The organism is Vibrio sp. VP6, assembly GCF_028823755.1.
Taxonomy (GTDB): domain Bacteria; phylum Pseudomonadota; class Gammaproteobacteria; order Enterobacterales; family Vibrionaceae; genus Vibrio; species Vibrio parahaemolyticus.
Genome location: NZ_JAPEID010000045.1, coordinates 1 through 22110, shown reverse-complemented (window position 1 = coordinate 22110; position 22110 = coordinate 1). Strand labels below are relative to the sequence as shown.

At 47.5% G+C, this 22110-nt stretch carries 18 protein-coding genes and 1 pseudogene; 10 read left to right on the top strand and 9 right to left on the bottom strand.

What is annotated here, in order from left to right:
* Positions 1-6: 6 nt before the first annotated feature.
* The 3 genes from OU793_RS20920 to OU793_RS20910 form a co-directional block, all read right to left on the bottom strand.
* Positions 7-765: a DNA-binding domain-containing protein gene (locus OU793_RS20920; protein ID WP_159403996.1), complete on the bottom strand. Its 759-nt coding sequence runs from the start codon at positions 763-765 to the stop codon at positions 7-9.
* Entirely contained in the window at positions 762-1628 is an 867-nt protein-coding gene (locus OU793_RS20915) for a DUF692 domain-containing protein (RefSeq protein ID WP_140128951.1), read from the bottom strand. Before OU793_RS20915 ends, OU793_RS20920 begins: the two co-directional genes overlap by 4 nt.
* 84 nt (positions 1629-1712) lie before the next feature.
* Complete coding sequence (locus OU793_RS20910; protein WP_005458571.1) at positions 1713-1973, bottom strand: DUF2282 domain-containing protein; 261 nt, start codon at positions 1971-1973, stop codon at positions 1713-1715.
* 281 nt (positions 1974-2254) lie between these two features.
* Between OU793_RS20910 and uvrD the strand changes: the two are divergent.
* A pseudogene (uvrD, locus tag OU793_RS20905) lies at positions 2255-4487 on the top strand (DNA helicase II).
* A 793-nt stretch (positions 4488-5280) separates the two neighbouring features.
* Here the strand turns inward: uvrD and ggt are convergent.
* The 4 genes from ggt to rarD form a co-directional block, all read right to left on the bottom strand.
* On the bottom strand, positions 5281-7041 hold the full coding sequence (ggt, locus tag OU793_RS20900; RefSeq protein WP_159403997.1) for a gamma-glutamyltransferase: 1761 nt from the start codon (positions 7039-7041) through the stop codon (positions 5281-5283).
* A gap of 110 nt (positions 7042-7151) precedes the next feature.
* Positions 7152-7811 (bottom strand): LysE family translocator, encoded by a 660-nt coding sequence (locus tag OU793_RS20895; RefSeq protein WP_024700229.1) that lies wholly within the window; start codon positions 7809-7811, stop codon positions 7152-7154.
* A gap of 91 nt (positions 7812-7902) precedes the next feature.
* Positions 7903-8700, bottom strand: a complete 798-nt coding sequence (locus tag OU793_RS20890) for an AraC family transcriptional regulator (protein WP_021822348.1) — start codon at positions 8698-8700, stop codon at positions 7903-7905.
* A gap of 74 nt (positions 8701-8774) precedes the next feature.
* Positions 8775-9689: an EamA family transporter RarD gene (gene rarD / locus OU793_RS20885; protein WP_159403998.1), complete on the bottom strand. Its 915-nt coding sequence runs from the start codon at positions 9687-9689 to the stop codon at positions 8775-8777.
* 174 nt (positions 9690-9863) lie between these two features.
* On the opposite strand from rarD, the gene recQ reads away from it, so the two are divergent.
* From recQ to OU793_RS20870, 3 genes are all read left to right on the top strand, one after another.
* Positions 9864-11699 (top strand): ATP-dependent DNA helicase RecQ, encoded by a 1836-nt coding sequence (gene recQ, locus OU793_RS20880; RefSeq protein ID WP_005458577.1) that lies wholly within the window; start codon positions 9864-9866, stop codon positions 11697-11699.
* A 9-nt stretch (positions 11700-11708) separates the two neighbouring features.
* Positions 11709-12014 carry a DUF3630 family protein gene (locus tag OU793_RS20875; protein ID WP_005458579.1) on the top strand — a complete coding sequence of 102 codons (306 nt, stop codon included), beginning with the start codon at positions 11709-11711 and terminating at the stop codon, positions 12012-12014.
* Between the two features lie 293 nt (positions 12015-12307).
* Entirely contained in the window at positions 12308-12976 is a 669-nt protein-coding gene (locus OU793_RS20870; protein WP_005497391.1) for a 7-cyano-7-deazaguanine/7-aminomethyl-7-deazaguanine transporter, read from the top strand.
* A 196-nt stretch (positions 12977-13172) separates the two neighbouring features.
* Here OU793_RS20870 and gppA read toward each other — a convergent pair whose 3' ends face one another.
* Positions 13173-14666, bottom strand: a complete 1494-nt coding sequence (gppA, locus tag OU793_RS20865) for a guanosine-5'-triphosphate,3'-diphosphate diphosphatase (RefSeq protein WP_140289349.1) — start codon at positions 14664-14666, stop codon at positions 13173-13175.
* Between the two features lie 19 nt (positions 14667-14685).
* A complete protein-coding gene (gene rhlB, locus OU793_RS20860) occupies positions 14686-15999 on the bottom strand; it encodes an ATP-dependent RNA helicase RhlB (RefSeq protein WP_005458582.1) in 1314 nt (437 codons plus the stop codon).
* A gap of 111 nt (positions 16000-16110) precedes the next feature.
* Between rhlB and trxA the strand changes: the two genes are divergently transcribed.
* The 6 genes from trxA to fre all read left to right on the top strand — a co-directional run bounded on the left by trxA (position 16111) and on the right by fre (position 21932).
* A complete protein-coding gene (trxA, locus tag OU793_RS20855; RefSeq protein ID WP_005458583.1) occupies positions 16111-16437 on the top strand; it encodes a thioredoxin TrxA in 327 nt (108 codons plus the stop codon).
* Between the two features lie 196 nt (positions 16438-16633).
* Positions 16634-17893 (top strand): transcription termination factor Rho, encoded by a 1260-nt coding sequence (gene rho, locus OU793_RS20850; RefSeq protein WP_005378757.1) that lies wholly within the window; start codon positions 16634-16636, stop codon positions 17891-17893.
* 107 nt (positions 17894-18000) lie between these two features.
* Positions 18001-18993: a hypothetical protein gene (locus OU793_RS20845; protein WP_159403999.1), complete on the top strand. Its 993-nt coding sequence runs from the start codon at positions 18001-18003 to the stop codon at positions 18991-18993.
* Positions 18994-19084: 91 nt separating this feature from the next.
* Positions 19085-20938 carry a 4-hydroxy-3-polyprenylbenzoate decarboxylase gene (gene ubiD, locus OU793_RS20840; RefSeq protein ID WP_140106186.1) on the top strand — a complete coding sequence of 618 codons (1854 nt, stop codon included), beginning with the start codon at positions 19085-19087 and terminating at the stop codon, positions 20936-20938.
* Positions 20935-21204: a 2Fe-2S iron-sulfur cluster-binding protein gene (locus tag OU793_RS20835; RefSeq protein WP_005459133.1), complete on the top strand. Its 270-nt coding sequence runs from the start codon at positions 20935-20937 to the stop codon at positions 21202-21204. Before ubiD ends, OU793_RS20835 begins: the two co-directional genes overlap by 4 nt.
* Before the next feature lie 14 nt (positions 21205-21218).
* The gene (fre, locus tag OU793_RS20830) at positions 21219-21932 is read left to right on the top strand and encodes an NAD(P)H-flavin reductase (protein ID WP_005459134.1); all 714 of its coding nucleotides are present in this window, start codon (positions 21219-21221) and stop codon (positions 21930-21932) included.
* Positions 21933-22110 lie beyond the last annotated feature (178 nt).

Below are 22110 nucleotides of genomic sequence, written 5' to 3'. Positions count from 1 at the left end.
TCCTCCTTACGCGGTTTGCAGCGTAAAACCTTCAATCAGGTCAAGCGTCATGATGTGATTAAGATGAGCGAGCAACGGCTCAGGGATATCGCTCAAACATTGCTTTTGTTCCAAGCTGGCAAGCAATTGATAGGCTTCGTCATCCAGCGCGAAACACTGCGCTTCACCATTGGGCTCGATGCGGATCACCCCTTGTTGCAATTGGTTGATGTTGAGCTGATCGAATTGCTGAGTACGAACAGCTGCGAATAAATCAAACACCGCGTAATGAGCATCAAAGCACTTACACCCAGGGCGAAGGTGGAAAACTAGATGGGAATGTTGCGACTCTGGTACGTGTGGTAATTCAGTCAGCGGTTGCACGGCTGTGTCTGTTTGATGCTCATAACGAGCTTGGCGAGCAAGGTCGATGTTCCATTCAAAGAGTGCGACTTCTGGGCTGTATGGCGCTTGAGCCATGACCTGACCAAACAACATCACAGTGAGGTGAAAGTCTTTTCCGTAGTGAATAACACTGCCTTCTTGGAGTGGGTGCGTTAAAACATGTTGGCGTGCTATTTGAGCAAAGCACGTTTCCCCTAGTAACGCTTCAACCATCGGATAAGTAGCAGAAAGGACTTCGCTCAAGCTGATGATAAAGTTGTTGCGATATATCTGCATGCGCTCGTCAGCGGTAAACTGATCGCTCGCAATATCACAGTCATCGCCCAATGCCTGATAGTGAAGCGCTTTCGCAAACTGGTTTTGTAAGGTGGCTAGCTTCATGAGGCTTTCCTCGTAGCGCTAAGCGGGGTGGTAATTTGGGAGAGAAGGAGCGAGGCCTTTTCCGCTTCTGCCAATAACACTTCCGGTGCTGGGATATCTAAGTCCCATTCAATTAAGGTATGGCGCGGACCATACTGTTCAATCCAATGTTGATATAACTTCCAGACTTCCGTGCTGACGGGACGGCTGTGAGTATCAATCCAAATTTCGCCTTTATCGAGTTGTTTGATGGTGAAACCCGCCAAATGAATTTCATCCACTTTGTCTGCCGGAATGGCGGACAGATAGGTATTGCAATCAAAGCCGTGATTGAAGGCTGATACGTGTACGTTATTCAGATCGAGCAGTAACCGGCAACTTGTGCGCTGCTGAACTTCAGCGAGAAACTCCCACTCGCTGATCGTCGAGTGTTGAAACTTCACATAGCTCGATGGGTTCTCAATTAAGATTTCGCGTTGCAGATAATCCTGAACTTCAAGCACATTGCGAGTAAAAACGTTCAGTGCTTCTTCGGTGTATGGTAGGGGAAGCAAGTCGTTAAAATAATGCCCACCATTTTCACTCCAGCTCAAATGGTCAGAGACAAACATCGGGTCAATGGCATCAATCAACGCTTTCAGTTGAGCGAGGTGTACTTGGCTAACGCGTTCAACAGAGCCTAACGATAAACCAATTCCGTGGCAGCTGAACTGGTATTGCTCTCGCAAAGTGTGTAGATATTTTCGTTCGGCTGCATTGGGTTGAAAGTAGTTCTCGCTGTGAATTTCTAACCAAGACAGTTCTGGGCGTTGTTGCTGAAAAAAGTCCAAATGAGGAGTCCGTAAACCAACGCCAACAAGAGGGTGAAAATCGTAGTGTTTCACGTGAAACTCCTTTTCGAACTGGATGAGAAGAGGTTGTGGGGTGTGAGTTGAGCCATCACACGCCCACAACAATTAACGGAGAAATTAAGATGCGCTGGTGCTGCCGCCAGCCAATTTGTCGCAAAGACCTTTTGGAACCACCACAAATGCGTCTTTCTGGTGGTCTTGTTTTGACGTGCCGGCGCAAGAGCTGTTCTTCGTCGCACAGTCATTTTTCCCCGCTTTTGCCACGCCGTAGCACTTTTCTTTTTCTGCCGCGACAGCAGGTGTTGCTGTTAGTAGAGTGCCACCAAGGGCTAGTAGACCAGTAACCGCAGCAGTAACAGCAAGATTCGATTTTTTCATAATAATTTCCTCTGAATGATTTCCTTTACGTTGAGATGGGCAAGCAGACGAGCGATTGAGATGCACAGTTTTTGTCCGCTTGCTTAACTTAAGAGATAGGAAGGTGAGTGAAAAACTTTCAGGAAAATTGTTTTGGAGAATGCTTTTTGATGGTTTGATTTACATAACTGATTGAATGGATGAGTAAAAAATCGTCGAACTTTTTATCTGGTTTTGTCTCAACACACCCTAGTTGTTTAGGTTATAATCTATTTTTATGTATAAATAACCAGTAGCTCATCATGATGGATCCATCTCTATTACTCGACGGTTTGAACGACAAACAGCGTGAAGCCGTTGCCGCACCTTTAGAAAACTTGCTCGTCCTTGCTGGTGCAGGGAGTGGTAAGACTCGTGTTCTTGTTCACCGTATCGCTTGGTTGATGTCGGTAGAACAAGCGTGTTAAGACTCGTGTTCTTGTTCACCGTATCGCTTGGTTGATGTCGGTAGAACAAGCGTCTCCATTCTCAATCATGTCGGTAACCTTTACCAACAAAGCGGCAGCGGAGATGCGTGGCCGTATTGAAGAGTTGATGATGGGCAGTGCGTCAGGCATGTGGAATGGTACCTTTCACGGTATTTGTCACCGCATTTTGCGCGCGCACTATCTTGATGCCAAGCTACCGGAAGATTTTCAAATCATCGACAGCGACGATCAACAACGTTTACTGAAGCGTCTGATCAAAGCACAAAATCTGGATGAAAAGCAGTGGCCTGCACGCCAAGTGGCTTGGTGGATTAACGGCAAAAAAGACGAAGGTCTGCGCCCAGTACATATCGATGCTTACCACGATCCCGTGACCAAAACCTACTTGCAGCTATACACCGCTTATCAAGAAGCGTGTGACCGTGCAGGTTTGGTCGACTTCGCAGAAATTCTGCTTCGCGCTCATGAGCTACTGCGCGATAACAAGTTTGTCCGCGAGCACTACCAAGCACGCTTTAAACACATCTTGGTCGACGAATTCCAAGACACCAACAATATCCAATACGCTTGGCTACGCATGATGGCGGGGCCTGAGTGTCATGTGATGATTGTGGGTGACGATGACCAATCGATTTACGGTTGGCGCGGAGCAAAAGTCGAAAACATTGAGAAATTCACCCGTGAATTCCCAAGCGTAACCACCATTCGCCTAGAGCAGAATTACCGTTCCACCAAGACCATTTTGGAAGCTTCCAACACCTTGATCGCCAATAACACTGAGCGTATGGGTAAAGAGCTGTGGACTGACGGCGTCGTTGGTGAACCGATTTCGGTTTACAGTGCTTACAACGAGTTGGACGAAGCCCGTTTTGCGGTTAACAAAATCAAAGAGTGGCAAGACAAAGGTGGAGCATTGAATGATGCAGCGATGCTGTACCGCAACAACGCCCAGTCTCGTGTACTGGAAGAAGCGTTGATTCAAGCTGGTCTACCATACCGTATTTATGGTGGTATGCGATTCTTCGAGCGTCAGGAAATCAAAGACGCACTGGCCTACATGCGTTTGATGGCTAACCGCAATGATGATGCTGCATTTGAACGTGTGGTGAATACGCCAACTCGTGGTTTAGGTGACAAGACACTAGAAACCATTCGCCGTGCGGCGCGTGATCGTGGTTGCACGATGTGGGAAGCCAGCGTTGCGATGTTGGATGAACAAGTGCTCGCGGGTCGAGCGGCGGGGGCATTAGGTCGCTTTATCGAACTTATTACCGCACTCGAAGACGACACGTTAGAGATGCCGTTGCACGAGCAAACAGACCATGTGATCAAGTACTCTGGCTTGTTTGCCATGTATGAGCAAGAGAAGGGCGAAAAGTCTAAGGCTCGTATTGAGAACTTGGAGGAATTGGTGACCGCAACTCGCCAATTCGAGAAACCAGAAGAAGCGGAAGAGATGTCGCTGCTGACTGCGTTCTTGACTCATGCGGCGCTAGAAGCGGGTGAAGGGCAAGCCGACGAATTTGAAGATGCAGTTCAATTGATGACATTGCACAGTGCAAAAGGTTTGGAATTCCCATTGGTGTTTATGGTGGGCGTTGAAGAAGGCATGTTCCCAAGCCAGATGTCGGCGGAAGAGGCGGGGCGTTTAGAGGAAGAGCGCCGCCTGTGTTACGTCGGTATGACGCGCGCGATGCAAAAACTCTACATCACTTACGCGGAAATGCGCCGTTTGTATGGTCAAGATAAGTACCATAAGCCATCGCGTTTTATTCGTGAGTTGCCGGAAACGTGCCTGGACGAAGTGCGGATGAAAGCACAAGTCAGCCGACCTGCAAGCAGTGGTCGCTTTAGCCAAACTGCGGTGAAAGAGAACTTCAACGAGACGGGCTTTTCACTTGGTTCACGCGTAATGCATCCAAAGTTTGGCGAAGGCACCATCATTAACTTTGAAGGCAGCGGTCCACAGAGTCGCGTTCAAATTGCGTTCAATGGTGAAGGCATTAAATGGTTAGTGACTGCTTACGCTAGACTAGAGAGACTGTAAGGTTTTTATCGAAAGCTAGCTTGCATTGTTCGCAAACTAACTCAAGGGCTGCTTCGGCGGCTCTTGTTGTATCTGGATCCTACAAAGTACCTTATTTGAGTTTGAGTTTGAGTTTGAGTTTGAGTTTGAGATGGGGGCAACTGTGCTTGGCAGGTCGGGCGGAAATGGCAGAAAAGAAAAACCCCGAGGGCTTGCACCCATCGGGGTTATAGTCTTACTCGCAGCAATCCAGCTACTAAAAAGTGCTCCTTGCATCGAATCCTTGATAGCGTGCTGTATTCCTTCAGCTTAATCCTTTCGTCGCCTTCCTAGCGGTGTCCTTGATGACCTTATCCTGGTCTGCTAACTATCCTCGTTAGCTCTCATCACTTGTTCCCTGAGCGGTGTCCATGACATCATCCTGATGTTCAGTCCTTGCCTCGTCCAGAGGTGTCCATTTCCCGTCCTTAGTAGCAACCATCCTAGTCGCTATTGATTCCGTTCAATGTCCAGTTTTGCATTCCATGCCCGACTATTCATCCTGAATAACCGTTTCTTCTTCCTGAAGTTCACCAAATCCGTGGTGTTTCCTGTTCCGTGTCAGCATCCTTCCGACAGGTTTAATATTACGTTTTTGGCGCTATCCAACAACGGTGCAAGTTCACATTTCTTTATTCCGCAAACGTTTAAAAACTGCACGTATTTATACTATTCAATGGCTTATGGGTTGTTTGGGGTGCTTTTACTGCTAAAAAAGAGAGTTTTACCCAACCCTTTGTGAGAGATCTCGCACAAAGGGCCGAGCGAAAGGCTACTATTTTCCGATGGCTGCACCTTCTCGGCGTGGATCCGCAGCACCTTCTAAGCCATTTTCAGTGATGCGAATGGCGTGTAAACCGGAATTCAAATCGCGAATTTCGGTCTTAAAGCCCATCTTTTCGAGTGCCGGTTGCAACTGAGTTGCTGCGCTATCTTGCTCGAGGTCGACAGTGCCAAAACGGTTTAACACTCTTGGTTGGTTGATCGCTTGCTGAATGTCCATGTCCCATTGAGTATGAGCAATGATGGCTTGTGCCACGTAGCCGATAATGCGACTGCCACCCGGAGAACCAATTGCCATGTATGGTTGATTATCTTTCATGATGATGGTCGGTGCCATGGAGGAGCGCGGACGTTTGCCCGGTTCTAATCGGTTGGCGATTGGCACGCCATTTTGATGAGTGCGGAAAGAAAAGTCCGTTAGCTCGTTATTGAGCAGGAAGCCGCGAACCATTAAGCGCGAGCCAAAGGCGTTCTCGATGGTGGTGGTCATTGAAACCACATTGCCTTGCTTGTCGACGATGTTGAAATGGCTGGTGGAAGGAAGTTCTATCGATTCATCCATACTGAGATTCATTGCATGTGACCACGGTGGGTTACCGGCTTCCACTTTCGTCAGTGCTTTGCCGACCTGAATAAGCTCGGCACGTTGTTTGAGATAGTCTTTGTCCAACAAACCTTCGGTTGGCATGGGTACATAGTCTTGATCGGCCATGTACTTACCGCGATCAGCAAACGCGAGACCAGATGCGTCCGCAATGACCTGCCAAGATTTGGCGCTGTCTGGTCCCCAGCCTTTGAGATCATATTGCTCGGTGATAGCCAAGATCTGCCCGACAGTTAGCGCGCCTGAGCTTGGTGGCCCCATGCCGCAGATGTCGTAGCTTTGATAAGCCGCGCAAACAGGCTCTCTCTGTTTGATGCGGTAAGTATCAAAATCTTGTTGTGCCAATACGCTCGGGTTACCCACAGCAGTTTGCACGGTTGCGATAATGTCTTTGGCAATATCACCTTGATAGAAGGCTTGAGCACCTTGCTTGGCGATGGCTTGCAAGGTTTGCGCGTATTCTGGATTCTTTAATCGTGTGCCTTCGGCTTTTGGTGAGCCATCGGCGTTAAAGAAATACGCTTTTGTGGTCGGAAAACGTGATAAACGCTCGGCGTCGTTGGCAATCAAACTGGCGAGACGAGGACTGACGGCAAAACCTTCCTCAGCCAAGTTGATCACTGGCTGAATGATCTTTTTCCATTCCAGCTTGCCGTATTTTTGGTGGGTATCCCACAACAGTTTGACGGTGCCCGGCGTCGCGACAGATCGTCCGCCTACAACGGCATCATAAAATTGCAGCGGCTGGTCTTGGTCGTCCAAAAACAGTGTTGGGGTTGCGGCGAGGGGCGCAGTTTCTCGACCATCATAAGTGGTGAGCTTTTGTTGTTCGCCATCCCAATACACCAAAAATGCGCCGCCACCAATGCCGGAAGACTGTGGTTCGACTAAGCCAAGCATCAGTTGTACCGCCACCATAGCATCAATGGCATTGCCGCCTTGCTCCAGTACATCAGCACCTGCTTGGGTAGCAATTGGGTTCGCTGCTGTCACCATATAGTCTTTGGCTTTGACCAGTTGTTTGTGCTCAAGCCCAGTACTTTGCTCTGGGGCAATCGCATCGGTGGCTTGGTTTGCAAACGCGGTGTGGGTGATAGAGGCGCTAAGAAAAAGACCCGTAGACACGAGTTGGTTGAACGTCCATTGCATGATGACTCTCCATGTTGCCAGTTTGATTGTTCAGCTTGGCAGCCATGGAGAAGATCGTCGAGTCAGCTTTTTAATAAATGTCGGGTGTGCGACGCTTTTAAATCAGAGAGTTAACCGATTAACGTGCTGATGGTTTGCGCCAAGATACTGCCGCCAACGAGGGTAAATACCACACCACAGATGCCATCGATGTAGATGCCTGCTTGTTGTAATCGACGTTGTAAACGTTGCGTTGAGAGCATCCACGCCAAGCTAGAAAACCAAACCAGAGACAAGCTGAACAGGATAACTAACGCGATGCTTTTGCCTGAGACCGACATTCCGGCTGGTACCAAGCTCGACATCAAGCTGATGAAGAAAACCAGTGCTTTGGGGTTGAGAATGTTGGTAGCAAAACCTTTGGCAAAAGCCTGACGCTTGTTGCTGATCACGAAGCTGTTTGTTTTATTTTGTTGATCCGTTTGCGGGTTTTTGATCGTAGCGATCACGCCGCGCAGGGCCCCAACACCGAGGTAAAGCAGGTAACTGCCACCTAGCAGTTGTAATACCGAATACAGCAAAGGATGTTGATGCACAAGGTAGCTCACACCAGTCAGGCTGAACAATGAGTGCAGCAAAATACCAACGGATAAGCCAAGAGCTATGTATAAGCCCGTCTGGCGACCATGACGCGTGGCATTTTGCACCACTAATGCGAAGTCGGGGCCTGGGCTCATTAAGGCAATAAAGTGAATGCTGGCCAATGTCAGCAGGATAGTGGATTCATTCATAACACATCTCAAAGATTACCAATGCAGCTATTGTGGAGGCTTGTTGTGGCATGCGCTTGTAAAAAACTGACAGCCTAAGATGAGCGTGCTGCTATCGAGTGACTTGAGACGGAGAGACGCCATAAGTCTGCTTAAAGGCTTTGCTGAAATGCGCCTGATCGTAAAAACCAATTTGATGCGCGACTTCAGTACCGCATTGTCCTGCTTGTAGCAGCTTCATCCCTTGCTCGAGTCGTAAACGGGCAAACCACGCATACGGTGTCATGCCAGTTTGCGCTTTGAAATGGCGTTGAAATTGAGTCGGGCTTAGCTGGCAAAGCTCAGAAAGAGACTCCAGCCGTACCGATTGGTCGAGGTTTGCCATTAAGTAATCTTTTAAGGTGTTGATAGATTGCTTACCTAATGGAATGACTTTTTGCCTTGCCAGCGATCCGTAGCGATCAAAAAGTTGGTTAAATCCCTCAAACGGCAGACAATCTTTGGTTAACTGACTGAGATTTTCGCGTCTCAACAGAGCATGTAAGTTACTAAGTTGTGAAAATATCTGTGGATCGGAGATGATCAACTCATTAAAGCGGATAATTTGACCATTTTGCTTAAGATCTGCCAGATCGCTAAGTAAGTGTGGTTCGATCGAAAAAACATTCACTTGATAGCCACTGGCAAGCTTAGATTGGCCGTCGTGCAGTTCATCGGGCGGCATAATAACGATTTGCCCATGACCGACTTGGTGATGAGAGCCTTGATAATGAAACTTCTGCTCACCATGCGTGATCAAGCCGAGATGAAAATCCAAATGATAGTGCCGTTGAAAGGCAAACTTTTGGTATTTCGCCTCGATCAGACTCAGTTGGTCATGGTCGGTCGCGTAGTATTGAATCTGTTCCATTACATACAAAAAAAGCTTGGTCACATAATGACCAAGCTTATCCATCAATTGTTAGATTGTCTTGTAAAAAACGATCACTGTGACTGAATGGCTCGGCGTGAACGGCGATTGTTGCGCAGCCCATCGAAGCTAAATACCACAAGAGCTCCCCAAATAAAGGCGAACGTAATCGCTTTATCCATCGTGAAGGTCTCGCCGTAAATTAACACTGCAAGCAAGAACATCAGGCTAGGGCCGATGTACTGGAAAAAGCCGAGCGTTGATAATTTGAGGCGAGTCGCGGCACCAGTGAAGCACAGCAATGGCAAGGTCGTCACCACACCTGCTGCAATCAACAACGTATTGAGCTGCCATGGGTTTTCAATCATGTTTGCCGTTGGTGAACTGGCAATAAACAGAAGATAAACGGCGGCAGCGGGTAATAAGATTAGCGTTTCGACAAACAAACCCGTTTGAGCATCCACCGCGACTTTCTTACGTAGCAAACCGTAAAAACCGAAGCTCATCGCCAACGCCATCGCTACAATTGGCACCGAACCAAAGACGATCAACTGCACCAAAACGCCGCATCCTGCCAATACCACAGCAAACCATTGCAGTTTACGTAGTCGTTCGCCCAAGAACACCATACCGAGCAACACGTTAATCAGCGGGTTGATGTAATAGCCTAAGCTGGCATCCAGCATGTGATTGGAGTTAACCGCCCAAATGAAGATCAGCCAGTTGCCACCAATCAATATCGAACTGGAAAGCAAATACGCGATTTTCTTTTTATCTGTGGCAATGTGATAAACCGAGCGCCAGTGACGGCCAAAATGAAGAAGTGCGGCAAGCAAAAAGAAAGACCAAATCACTCGGTGGCTTAAGATCTCGAGTGGAGACACTTGTGTTATCGATTTAAAGTACATGGGCGCAATGCCCCACATCGTGTACGCGCCAACCGCAAGCAGGACACCTTGCCGCGCGCGCTGTTGTTCTTCTGGTGTCATGAAGTGTCACCTAATTGTGTGTTTATAGAGCAGAAAATCAGTATACGAGCCGTGGTGTGAAACACCTAACAATTTGCGGTTTTATTCGCCATGAAACCCCATTACAATGTGCCCTCACTTTGTGTGCTGGTGGCATGCAAAAGCATTTCTACATCACCCAATCTGAGATTTTTCATGACCTCAACTTTGTTAGCCGAACAATCAGACTCACCTGTAACGCCTCAACGTGTGTTGGAGGAAGTTTTCGGTTATCAAACGTTTCGTGATGGCCAGCAAGAGGTCATCGAATCGGCGGTCGAGGGCAAAGACAGTCTGGTGATCATGCCGACAGGTGGTGGCAAATCTCTTTGCTATCAGATACCTGCGTTGGTTCGTAGTGGCATCACCTTGGTGATTTCGCCGCTGATTTCTTTGATGAAAGACCAGGTCGATCAGCTCAAGGCTAACGGCGTTGCGGCAGAGTGTGTGAACTCCACCATGAGTCGTGAAGAGCTGCTGAGTGTGTATAACCGCATGCACAGCGGTCAACTCAAATTGGTTTACGTCTCACCAGAACGCGTGTTAATGCGTGACTTCATCGAGCGACTCGAAAACCTACCTTTGGCGATGATTGCGGTGGATGAAGCGCACTGTATCTCGCAGTGGGGGCACGATTTCCGTCCCGAATACGCCGCGCTGGGTCAGCTAAAGCAGCATTTTTCGCATGTGCCATTTATGGCGCTCACCGCCACTGCGGATGACGCTACACGTCGCGACATTCTTGAACGCTTACGTTTGCATGAACCTCATGTCCACTTAGGCAGTTTTGACCGTCCGAATATCCGCTACAACCTGGTCGAGAAGCACAAGCCGATTTCTCAGATCATTCGTTATCTCGACACCCAAAAGGGCAATTGCGGCATCATTTACTGTGGTAGCCGTAAGAAAGTCGAAATGGTGACGGAGAAGTTGTGCAACAACCACATCCGTGCGGCGGGCTATCATGCAGGGATGGACGCTGATGAGCGTGCTTACGTTCAAGAGGCGTTTCAGCGTGATGACATTCAAATCGTGGTCGCGACGGTTGCCTTTGGTATGGGTATCAACAAGCCGAACGTCCGTTTTGTGGTGCACTTTGATATTCCGCGCAATATTGAATCCTACTACCAAGAAACGGGACGAGCAGGGCGAGATGGTTTGCCTGCTGAAGCGATGATGTTGTACGACCCTGCAGACATCAGTTGGCTACGTCGCATGCTGGATGAAAAAGACGATGGACCGCAAAAGCAAGTAGAAAGCCATAAACTTAATGCGATGAGTGCCTTTGCGGAAGCGCAAACCTGTCGTCGTCAGGTTCTGCTCAACTACTTTGGTGAATACCGCGAGAAGCCTTGTGGTAACTGCGATATCTGCCTCGATCCACCCAAACATTTTGATGCGACAGAAGAAGCGCGAAAAGCGTTGTCGTGTGTTTACCGCGTTAACCAAAGCTTTGGTATGACGTATGTGGTTGAGGTGCTGCGTGGTATGCAAAATATCCGCGTGCGTGAACATGGCCACGATAAGATCTCTACATACGGCATTGGCCGCGATCACAGCCATGATTACTGGGTGAGTATCTTCCGCCAGTTAATCCACAAAGGTCTGCTGTTTCAAAACATTACTCGAAACTCGACGTTGCAACTGACCGAGGAAGCTCGACCATTATTGCGCGGGGATGTGTCGCTCGAGCTAGCGGTTCCTCGTTTGGATACCGCAGCACGCGCTGCGAAGTCGGACAAACTGACCAGCAAAAACTACGATAAGAAGCTGTTTGCGAAATTACGCAAGCTGCGTAAGTCGATTGCCGATGAAGATGGCTTACCACCATACGTTGTATTTAGTGATGCGACCTTGATTGATATGGCGGAGATTCTGCCGACGTCGTATGGCGAAATGCTGGCGGTGAGCGGGGTAGGTCAACGTAAATTAGAAAAATATGCCGATCCATTCTTGGATCTGATTCAAGAACACATCACTCACCACGGATAAGGAACCAAAATGCAGAAGGAATTTGGCCTAACAGAATACATTGCCGAAGAAGGTCGTTTGCTGATTGCAGCCCCAAGATTTGATTTAGACACCTTTCCGGCGTTAGGTGAGCGTTTGGTGGGTTTACTCTCTGCGACGGTAATCGAAAAACAGTGGGATGCGGATATCCACTCTTGGCTGATCGATTTTGAAGGTTGCCGCTTATTTATGAAAGCGGAGCATTACAGTGAAGCGATTTGGTTTGAAGCGCTGAACATTGAAGAGAGTAGGGAAGAGCTCGATTATCTTGCTGGATTATTTCAACGCGGCTTCTAAACTCAACTTATCAACTCTTTAAATCATTTCCTTATAGGGTGTTTCACATGAAACACCCTTTTTCGTTTTTCGCCCAATTCTTTGGTGTAAAGGTGAAATTATCGGATAAACGTTTGCGTAAAAAGCACCGCTTGCGAGCGCAATTGGTTAATGTATAATCGCCCACCGCTTCGCTTGGAATGAGTGAAGCCGATTTGAATTTTCATTTTACATTGTTGGTAAGAGTCGTTTTCGTTAATGAAAATGCTCGATTTGGGTTCCCTCGCCCCCAAACCAAACTAAAAAGGTATCGCATGAGTAACTTTACCCCTGCGCAGCAGCGCAACGCCCTTATCTATCTGGTTTTATTCCATCTAGTCATTATTGCATCCAGCAATTATCTGGTTCAGCTACCGTTTACTATCTTCGGTCTGCACACCACTTGGGGCGCATTTACCTTCCCATTTATCTTCCTAGCGACAGACTTAACTGTTCGTATTTTTGGTGCTCAGTTAGCGCGTAAGATCATCTTCTTAGTGATGTTGCCTGCGTTAGCGGTGTCTTACTTCCTTTCGGTTGTGTTCTTTGAAGGTCAGTTCCAAGGATTTAGCCATCTAGGGGAATTTAACCTGTTTGTCGCACGTATTGCGATTGCGAGTTTCATGGCTTACTTACTTGGTCAGATCATGGATGTGCATGTGTTCAACCGTCTACGCCAAATGAAGCAGTGGTGGGTAGCACCAACGTGTTCGACACTCTTTGGTAATGCGCTAGATACCATTGCGTTCTTTGCGATTGCATTCTACCAAAGTCCAGATCCATTTATGGCTGAGCATTGGACGGAAATCGCGCTGGTGGATTACGGCTTCAAGTTGGTGATCAGCCTTGGCTTGTTTGTCCCAATGTACGGTGTATTACTGAATTATCTGATTAAGAAGCTAACCGCAGTAAACCCAGACTTCAAAGTGAGTACGGCTGCGTAATCTCGCTGATTGAATGTGAATAACAAAAAGCCGCTGAATCCAGCGGCTTTTTTGTATTTGAAGGACGGGTACGAGTCTCGTTGTACAGCACAAGGAGCAATAAGATCATGGGTGTTCTAAAGCTCCAAGCACTGTACATTGGAATGCCAAATAACAAAAAGGCTCCATAAGGAGCCTTTTTACTCGATAACAATCATTAGCAAGCGGTAATCGTTAATGGCCAACCAATGTCTGTTTGACGGTTCGATTCTATTTCTAACTCAGCAGCCGTAAGCGGGTTAGCTTCTAGCCATTTCGCATCAATGTTCAACGTCAGTTTATCACCTTCAGCCAATAGCTCGACTTGTGGTTCTAAGCTTGGGTTGCGGCGGTGGGTCAGTAGAACTGCAAGACGCAGCAAGCGCAGCACGCGTTTGGCACTTGTTCCAGATATAGCATGTTGCTCTGGCAGTGAGCTTAGCTGCTCGCGGTAACGGCGCGCAATTTCACCAATAAAGAACTTCTGCGCACGTGTATAGCCTGGCAAATCGAGGTTTTGCAGTAAGTAAGCACTATGTTCACCGCCTTTTTTAAAGTCGATGGTTAGGCCAATTTCGTGCAATTTTGCTGTGGTTTCGAGCAGAACTTTACCTTGAGGCTCAGCAATCCACTCATTGCCACCGGCTTGCTCTAAAAGCTTACCAGCCAGCGTTGCCACTTGTTCACCATATTGGCAATCAAGCTGATAACGGCTTTGCACGCTACAAATGGTGCGAGCACGAATGTCATTTTGACGCAGCTCGTCGACCATTTCATAAACCAAGCCTTCACGCAGTGCGCCGCCCGCGAGTGTCATCGCATCGATTTCAAGTAACTCGAAAATCGCGATAAGAATAGACAGGCCGCTAGGGAAGACCAAGGCACGCTCAAGCGTTAAACCTTCGATGTCGAGCTCTTCCAAATGATCGGCTAGCATGGCTTGCTTTTGTAAACGCTTAAGTTTGGAGTGAGTAATTACTTCGTCCATACCCTGCGCCAGCATGATTTCTTGTAGCGCCTGAACGGTACCAGATGCACCTACGCACACATCCCAACCAAGATCGGTGTACTGTTCTAAGATTGGCTTGATGGTTTGCTTTGCGCCTTCAATCGCAGCTTCGAAGTTACGGGCATTCAGTTGGCGATCTTTAAAGAAGTTCTCCAACCATGTCACGCAGCCCATTTTTAGGCTGGTGAGGGCTTTCGCTTCAAAACCTTCGCCAATAATCAGCTCAGTGCTCGCGCCACCAATATCAACCACAAGGCGACGACCACTACCACCTGATGTGTGGGCAACACCTTTATAGATAGTGGCGGCTTCTTCTTCACCAGAGATGACTTCGATTGGCTGCCCCAGAATCTGGTTCGCTTTCTCTAGAAATACATCCACATTGGTGGCAGTACGTAAAGTCGCTGTGCCGACAATGCGAATGTTTTGTGTAGGAATATCCTGCAAGCGTTCCGCAAATAGACTTAAGCAGTCCCATCCTCGCTGCATAGCTTCCATACTAAGAGAATTATGTTCATCTAAGCCCGCCGCTAGACGAACTTTGCGCTTAATTTTAGCCATTGTTTGAACGCTGCCATCGATGTGACGCACAACGAGCATGTGAAAACTGTTCGACCCGAGGTCGATGGCTGCGTATAGCGGTGATGATCCTGCTTGACTCATAAACGACTTCAGTTTCCTTTTATGATTGTTTCGGCGCTGATTGACGTGGCTGACGAGGACGACGTCCTTGAGGCTTACGGTTACCAGAGCGAGTACCACCGGTGTTGGTGCGGCGTTGCTGAACGCGCGGCGCACGCATGCGGATTGGCGCAGGCAGATCTTGAATCAGAGCTGATGCATCGTATTCCGACACAGGAATGGTGTGTTCGATGTATTCTTCAATCGCAGGCAAGTTGATTGCGTATTCTTCACACGCAAAGCTGATTGAGTGACCGCTCGCGCCCGCACGACCCGTACGACCAATGCGGTGTACGTAATCTTCACAATCGTCAGGCAGGTCATAGTTGAATACGTGCGTTACTTGAGGAATGTGTAGCCCACGGGCTGCAACGTCAGTCGCAACAAGAATGTCGACATCACCTTTAGTAAATTGCTCAAGAATCTTTTCACGTTTCTTCTGTGGAACATCACCTGTTAGTAGGCCAACGCGGTGACCATCTGCCGCCAAGTGGCCCCAAACTGACTCACATTTATGTTTGGTGTTCGCAAACACGATTGCGCGATCTGGCCATTCTTCTTCAATCAGAGTTTGAAGTAGAGCCATCTTGTCTTCATTAGATGGGTAGAACAGCTCTTCTTGGATACGGTGACCGGTTTTTTGTGCTGGCTCAACCACAACATGCTCAGGATTGTGCATATGCTCGAAAGCCAACTCTTGCACGCGGTAAGACAAAGTCGCAGAGAACAACATGTTCAAACGCTCTTTTGGCTCAGGCATACGACGGAACAAGAAACGAATGTCTTTAATAAAGCCAAGATCGAACATGCGGTCGGCTTCATCTAACACAACTGCTTGAATGTTGTTTAGATTGAAAACGCGCTGTTTGTAGAAATCGATGATACGGCCAGTCGTGCCGATTAGAATGTCTACGCCATCTTGTAGCTTCGCAAGTTGCTTATCGTAGCTTTCGCCACCGTAAGCTAATGCGGCTTTTAGACCTGTACTTGCAATCAGCGGCTCAGCATCGTTGAAGATCTGAATCGCTAGCTCACGCGTTGGCGCCATAATAATTGCACGCGGTTGCGTTGGTTGACGGCCTTCGTGCTCAGGTGTCGTAAGTAGGTGGTTGAAGGTTGCAGTTAAAAACGCAAGCGTTTTACCAGTGCCCGTTTGGGCCTGGCCTGCGATGTCTTGGCCGGTGAGCAGTACCGGCAACGCCAAGGCTTGGATAGGGGTACAATATTCGAACCCTTTTTTTTCCAATCCTTCAGTAACTTGGGGCTGTAAACCCAAATCGGCGAACTTTTGCTCTGTGATATGCGTCTTTTTCATGGCTATAGAATATCAGCTAAAGCTTGCAATACGAAAGTAAATACATTCCAATAGGGCATCTAATTACTGGTTATCATCCAACCAGTTTCGAAAAACACATTGGAGTGGAAGATGAGTGATAAGATTTTGCAGCTAACTGATGACGGTTTTGAAAACGATGTAATCAATGCTGCAGGCCCAGTTCTCGTAGATTTTTGGGCAGAATGGTGTGGTCCTTGTAAAATGATCGCTCCTATCCTGGACGAAATCGCTGAAGAGTACGAAGGCAAACTCACTATCGGTAAACTAAACATCGACCATAACGCAGGCACGCCGCCTAAGTTTGGTATTCGCGGTATTCCAACGCTACTGTTATTCAAAGACGGCAACGTAGCGGCAACGAAAGTTGGTGCTTTGTCTAAGACTCAGCTTAAAGAGTTCTTGGACGCAAACTTATAATCACCAAGTGATTACAGATAAAACCGTGCAATGTAACAATGCGCGGTTTTGTTTTTCTAACTCTGGACTAGAATATTAATTAGTGCTAACTTATCGCGCGTTAATTGAACAAATTTCTCTTCTTGGTCGATCCTGAGACCAAATCCATCTTAACTAGAAAACAGATCTTATTTTGACTAAACAAGAATCCACCACCATGAACCTTACCGAACTGAAGAACAGACCTGTGTCTGACCTTGTAAAACTGGGCGAAAGCTTAGGACTAGAGAACCTAGCTCGCTTAAGAAAACAAGACATCATCTTCGCGATTTTAAAAGCACACGCTAAAGGCGGCGAAGACATCTTTGGCGATGGGGTTCTGGAAATTCTGCAAGACGGCTTTGGTTTCCTACGCAGTGCAGACAGTTCGTACCTTGCTGGTCCGGACGACATCTACGTATCACCAAGTCAGATTCGTCGTTTTAACCTACGTACTGGTGACTCAATTGCTGGTAAAATTCGCCCACCAAAAGACGGTGAACGCTACTTTGCCCTTCTAAAAGTCAATACAGTTAACGACGACAAACCAGACAACGCTCGTAACAAGATCCTATTTGAAAACCTTACCCCTCTGCATGCGAATGAACGCATGGTAATGGAGCGTGGTAACGGTTCTACAGAAGACATCACAGCACGTGTTTTAGACTTGGCATCGCCTATCGGTAAAGGTCAACGTGGTCTGATTGTTGCTCCGCCAAAAGCGGGTAAGACAATGCTTCTGCAAAATATCGCTCAAAGCATCGCATACAACCATCCAGAGTGTGAGTTGATGGTACTTCTTATCGACGAACGTCCAGAAGAAGTAACAGAGATGCAGCGTCTAGTTAAAGGTGAAGTAGTAGCGTCGACTTTCGATGAGCCAGCATCTCGTCACGTACAAGTGGCAGAAATGGTAATCGAGAAAGCAAAACGTCTTGTTGAACACAAGAAAGACGTGGTTATCCTGCTTGACTCTATCACTCGTCTAGCTCGTGCTTACAACACCGTAGTGCCTTCATCAGGTAAAGTACTGACAGGTGGTGTGGATGCAAACGCATTGCACCGTCCTAAGCGTTTCTTCGGTGCGGCACGTAACGTAGAAGAAGGCGGCAGCCTAACTATCATCGCAACGGCACTAGTAGATACTGGTTCTAAAATGGATGAAGTTATCTACGAAGAGTTCAAGGGTACAGGTAACATGGAACTGCACTTGAACCGTAAGATTGCTGAGAAGCGTGTATTCCCTGCGATTGACTTCAACCGCTCAGGTACACGTCGTGAAGAGCTACTGACGAAGACTGACGAACTACAGAAGATGTGGATTCTGCGTAAGATCGTTCACCCAATGGGCGAAATCGACGCAATGGAATTCCTAATCGATAAGCTAGCAATGACGAAGACGAATGATGAGTTCTTCGATGCTATGCGTCGTCAGTAATAACTGAGTTCTTATTTTGAAAAAGCCACCACAAAAATGGTGGCTTTTTTATTGCTTTCTATCAATAGAAGCAGCAGAATGAGAACAAATGTTATCGGGAGGTTAACATGCAACAAGGAATGTTGTCGTCATTACTCCTGAGCTTGTCACTGCTCACTCTACCCGTGGCCGTTTCTGCGAAGGAAATGCAGGAGTCTGTGGTAGAGCAGTGGCTTCAGGATACTCAAATTCAAACCAAAGTTTCTGAACTCCTTGAGTACGTGGTCAGAGATGAGGTTGATTCGCTTAAATTTTCCCTCGATCGGCTCGCTTTTCCTCAGCAAGAGGTGGTGCGTTTTCGCCTGTTGGAAAAATTAGAACAGCAAAACATCATACTTACCCCGCGCATGGCACTGTTCGTGGAATCGCAAGTTCGTTTGACACCAACGTATCAAATGTTGGAGCGAGGCGATGGCTATGAATTCAGTGTACCCGCATTCAATTACCCAGCGATTGCGAGTCGTTTAATTAAGCGTTGGAAGCAAGACCAAAGCACGTTAGATTTTGTGCTGCAAGCTGAACGAAAAGAGTTAAACCTGCAGCAATGGTTAACGGGGACGTCTCAACAAATTCAGACAAGAGAATCCTTGCTCATTCGTGAGCTAGATAGCTTATCGCCAAGTGCGTTAAAGGCCTTAACGACGCAGTTAACTCAAGCGAATGTCACCAGTTGGCTACCGTCCACAGCAGTGGTCGTTCGTATGGCGCAAGTCAGCCAAGACAAAGCTATGTACAATTTACTATGGCGAATGCGCGCCGATTACAATAGCCAACAGGAACTCAAGCGCTTAGCTGATACAGGAGATGCTTTCTCTTTGCAGCAGTTGATGAATGCCACGATCAACCCAAGCCTCAAACCTCTCGCGATTCGCTTACTCACCAAATCCAATCCATTATCGCCGGAAGTGAAACAGTTTCTTATTGCGAAAATGGCATTATCTGAAGAGGCGACACTGGTCGCTCGTCAACTGGCTCAACAAGGCCACCAAACATGGCTTGAAGAATTAATTTCAAGTAACCGCCAAGTAAAGGCTCGTCAGATCGAGCAAGTATTAAAGTAACCCTGCTCACATACCCACACAAAATAGGAGGATCTTAGCGTCCTCCTATTTGTTATACTGCGGACAGTTTAATCAGCCAGCATGAAGGCCTATGAGTTTTAAGGATTTACGCGAATTTATCGACCATCTAGAACAGAAAGGTCGACTTAAACGCATTACTCACCCTGTCGATCCCGCTTACGAAATGACAGAGATCAGCGACCGCACCTTACGTGCTGGTGGCCCTGCGCTGTTGTTTGAAAATCCAATCGGCTACAACGTTCCTGTTCTGACCAACCTGTTTGGTACGCCAGAGCGCGTTGCGATAGGTATGGGGCGTGAAGACGTAAAAGAATTACGCGAAGTCGGCAAACTGCTGGCTTACTTAAAAGAACCTGAGCCACCAAAAGGCTTCAAAGACGCATTGGAAAAACTGCCAGTATTCAAGCAAGTGTTGAATATGCCAGCCAAGCGACTGCGTAAAGCGCCATGCCAAGACATTGTATGGCAAGGTGACGAAGTCGATTTGGATAAAATTCCGGTGATGAGTTGTTGGGCGGAAGACGTAGCACCATTATTAACGTGGGGTTTGACGGTCACCAAAGGGCCGAATAAAAAACGTCAGAACCTCGGTATCTACCGCCAACAAAAAATCGCCAAAAACAAAATCATCATGCGTTGGCTAGCTCACCGTGGTGGCGCGTTAGATTTGCATGATTGGATGGAAACCAACCCGGGTAAGCCGTTCCCAGTTTCCGTGGCGTTTGGTGCCGACCCTGCCACTATCCTTGGTGCGGTGACGCCAGTGCCGGATACGTTATCAGAATATGCCTTTGCTGGTTTGCTGCGTGGCAGTAAAACCGAAGTGGTCAAATCCATCAGTAACGATTTGGAAGTCCCAGCAAGTGCTGAAATCGTCATGGAAGGGTACATCGACCCGAACGAGTTTGCCGATGAAGGCCCTTACGGCGATCACACTGGCTACTATAACGAAAAAGAAAAGCATCACGTCTTTACCATTACGCACATCACCATGCGTAAAGACCCAATTTATCACAGTACCTATACTGGTCGTCCGCCAGATGAGCCAGCGGTATTAGGCGTGGCACTGAATGAAGTATTCGTGCCAATTCTGCAAAAGCAATTCCCTGAGATTGAAGACTTCTACCTACCGCCAGAAGGTTGTTCGTATCGCATGGCCGTTGTAACTATGAAGAAGCAATACCCAGGTCATGCGAAGCGCGTGATGATGGGAGTGTGGTCCTTCTTGCGTCAGTTCATGTACACCAAGTTTGTGATTGTGTGTGATGAGTCGGTAAATGCGCGCGACTGGAATGACGTCGTCAAAGCGATGACCGAACATATGGATCCAGTGCGCGATACCTTGATGATAGACAACACGCCAATCGATTCTCTCGACTTTGCGTCGCCAGTGGTGGGGTTAGGTTCCAAAATGGGACTAGATGCGACCATCAAATGGGATGCGGAACTTGCAACACGTCCCCAAATCAGTAAGCAAGACAGTAAAGTAATAACAGAAGCCGATTTGGAATCACTGAAACAACAGCGTCCAGAGATTATTGATATCTATCTACCACCAACAACCAATAATCGTTTTGCCGTCGTTACGATGAAGAAAGACCAAGCGGGCCAATCTCAAGCATTAATGGAATACCTGTGGGACTTCTTCGCGCAGTACACCGACAACAAGTTCGTTATCTTGTGTGATGAGGACGTCAATGCGCGAGATTGGAATGACATCATTTGGGCGGTGACCACTCGTATGGATCCGGATAGAGATACCACTCAAGTATCAGGTAAGGCAGAAAGTTCGTCCAAACTCGGACTGGATGCGACTAACAAGTTCGAATCTGAAGTCACGCGTGAGTGGGGTACGCCAATTAAAAAAGATCCTAAACTTGTGGCTAAAGTCGATGAGATTTGGGACCAGTTAGGTATTCTATGAGTCATCAAGTCCACCTTCTGCCTATAGACGTAACATTTGAGGTTAAAGAAGGGGAAACGGTGTTGGAAGCCGCGCTCAACAACAATATTCGCTTCCCACATCGTTGCCAAGTTGGCGCTTGTGCCATGTGCATGTGTAAAAAGCTATCGGGCGAGGTGACATATCACCTCGAACCCATGCTAACCAATAAAGAGCAGCAGCAAGGTTGGATATTCCCTTGCCAAGCCTATACAGAAAGTAATTTAGTGCTTACTTTTGATGAGTAAGCGAGAGGAACACCATGACCATCCAATGTAAAGTAAAGTCTATTCAGCCGTTAGCTTGTAATACTTACCAAATTCTACTGCACCCTGAGTCTCCAGTTGCGTTTAAAGCTGGCCAATACCTGATGGTTGTGATGGGAGAAAAGGATAAACGCCCATTCTCGATTGCAAGCAGCCCTTGCCGACATGAAGGCGAATTAGAACTTCATATCGGAGCTGCTGAACACAACGCTTACGCCATCGAAGTTGTCGAAGCGATGAAAGCTGCGTTAGAAACAGGTAATGATATTGAAATCGATGCGCCGCACGGTGATGCATGGGTACAAGAAGACAGTGAACGCCCGCTGTTATTGATCGCTGGCGGTACAGGTTTTAGTTACGTACGTTCGATTCTGGATCATTGCGTAGCGCAGAATAAAACCAACCCTATCTATTTATACTGGGGTGCTCGTGATAATTGCCAGCTGTATGCGAAAGACGAATTGCTCGAACTTGCACAGAAATACGCAAATGTTCACTTTGTTCCGGTTGTTGAGGAAGCCCCAGCAGATTGGCAAGGGAAAGTCGGTAATGTACTACAAGCCGTGAGTGATGATTTCGAAAGCCTAGAAAACTACGATATCTATATTGCAGGTCGTTTTGAAATGGCGGGCGCAGCACGTGAGCAATTCACTCAGAATAAAAAAGCGAAGAGTGAACGTATGTTTGCAGACGCGTACGCATTCATTTAAATTCCGCGTTTCAGGCAGAAAAAGAGGGTTTTTTACCCTCTTTTTTACTTTTTTGATGAAATAGTCATCGAACAGCTAGTTTTATCCATTTTTTTTCAAAAAAGGGTTGCGCTCGGAACTCAACTCCCTATAATGCGCATCCACCGACACGGCAGACGCGATAAGGCTTCAGCAGGGT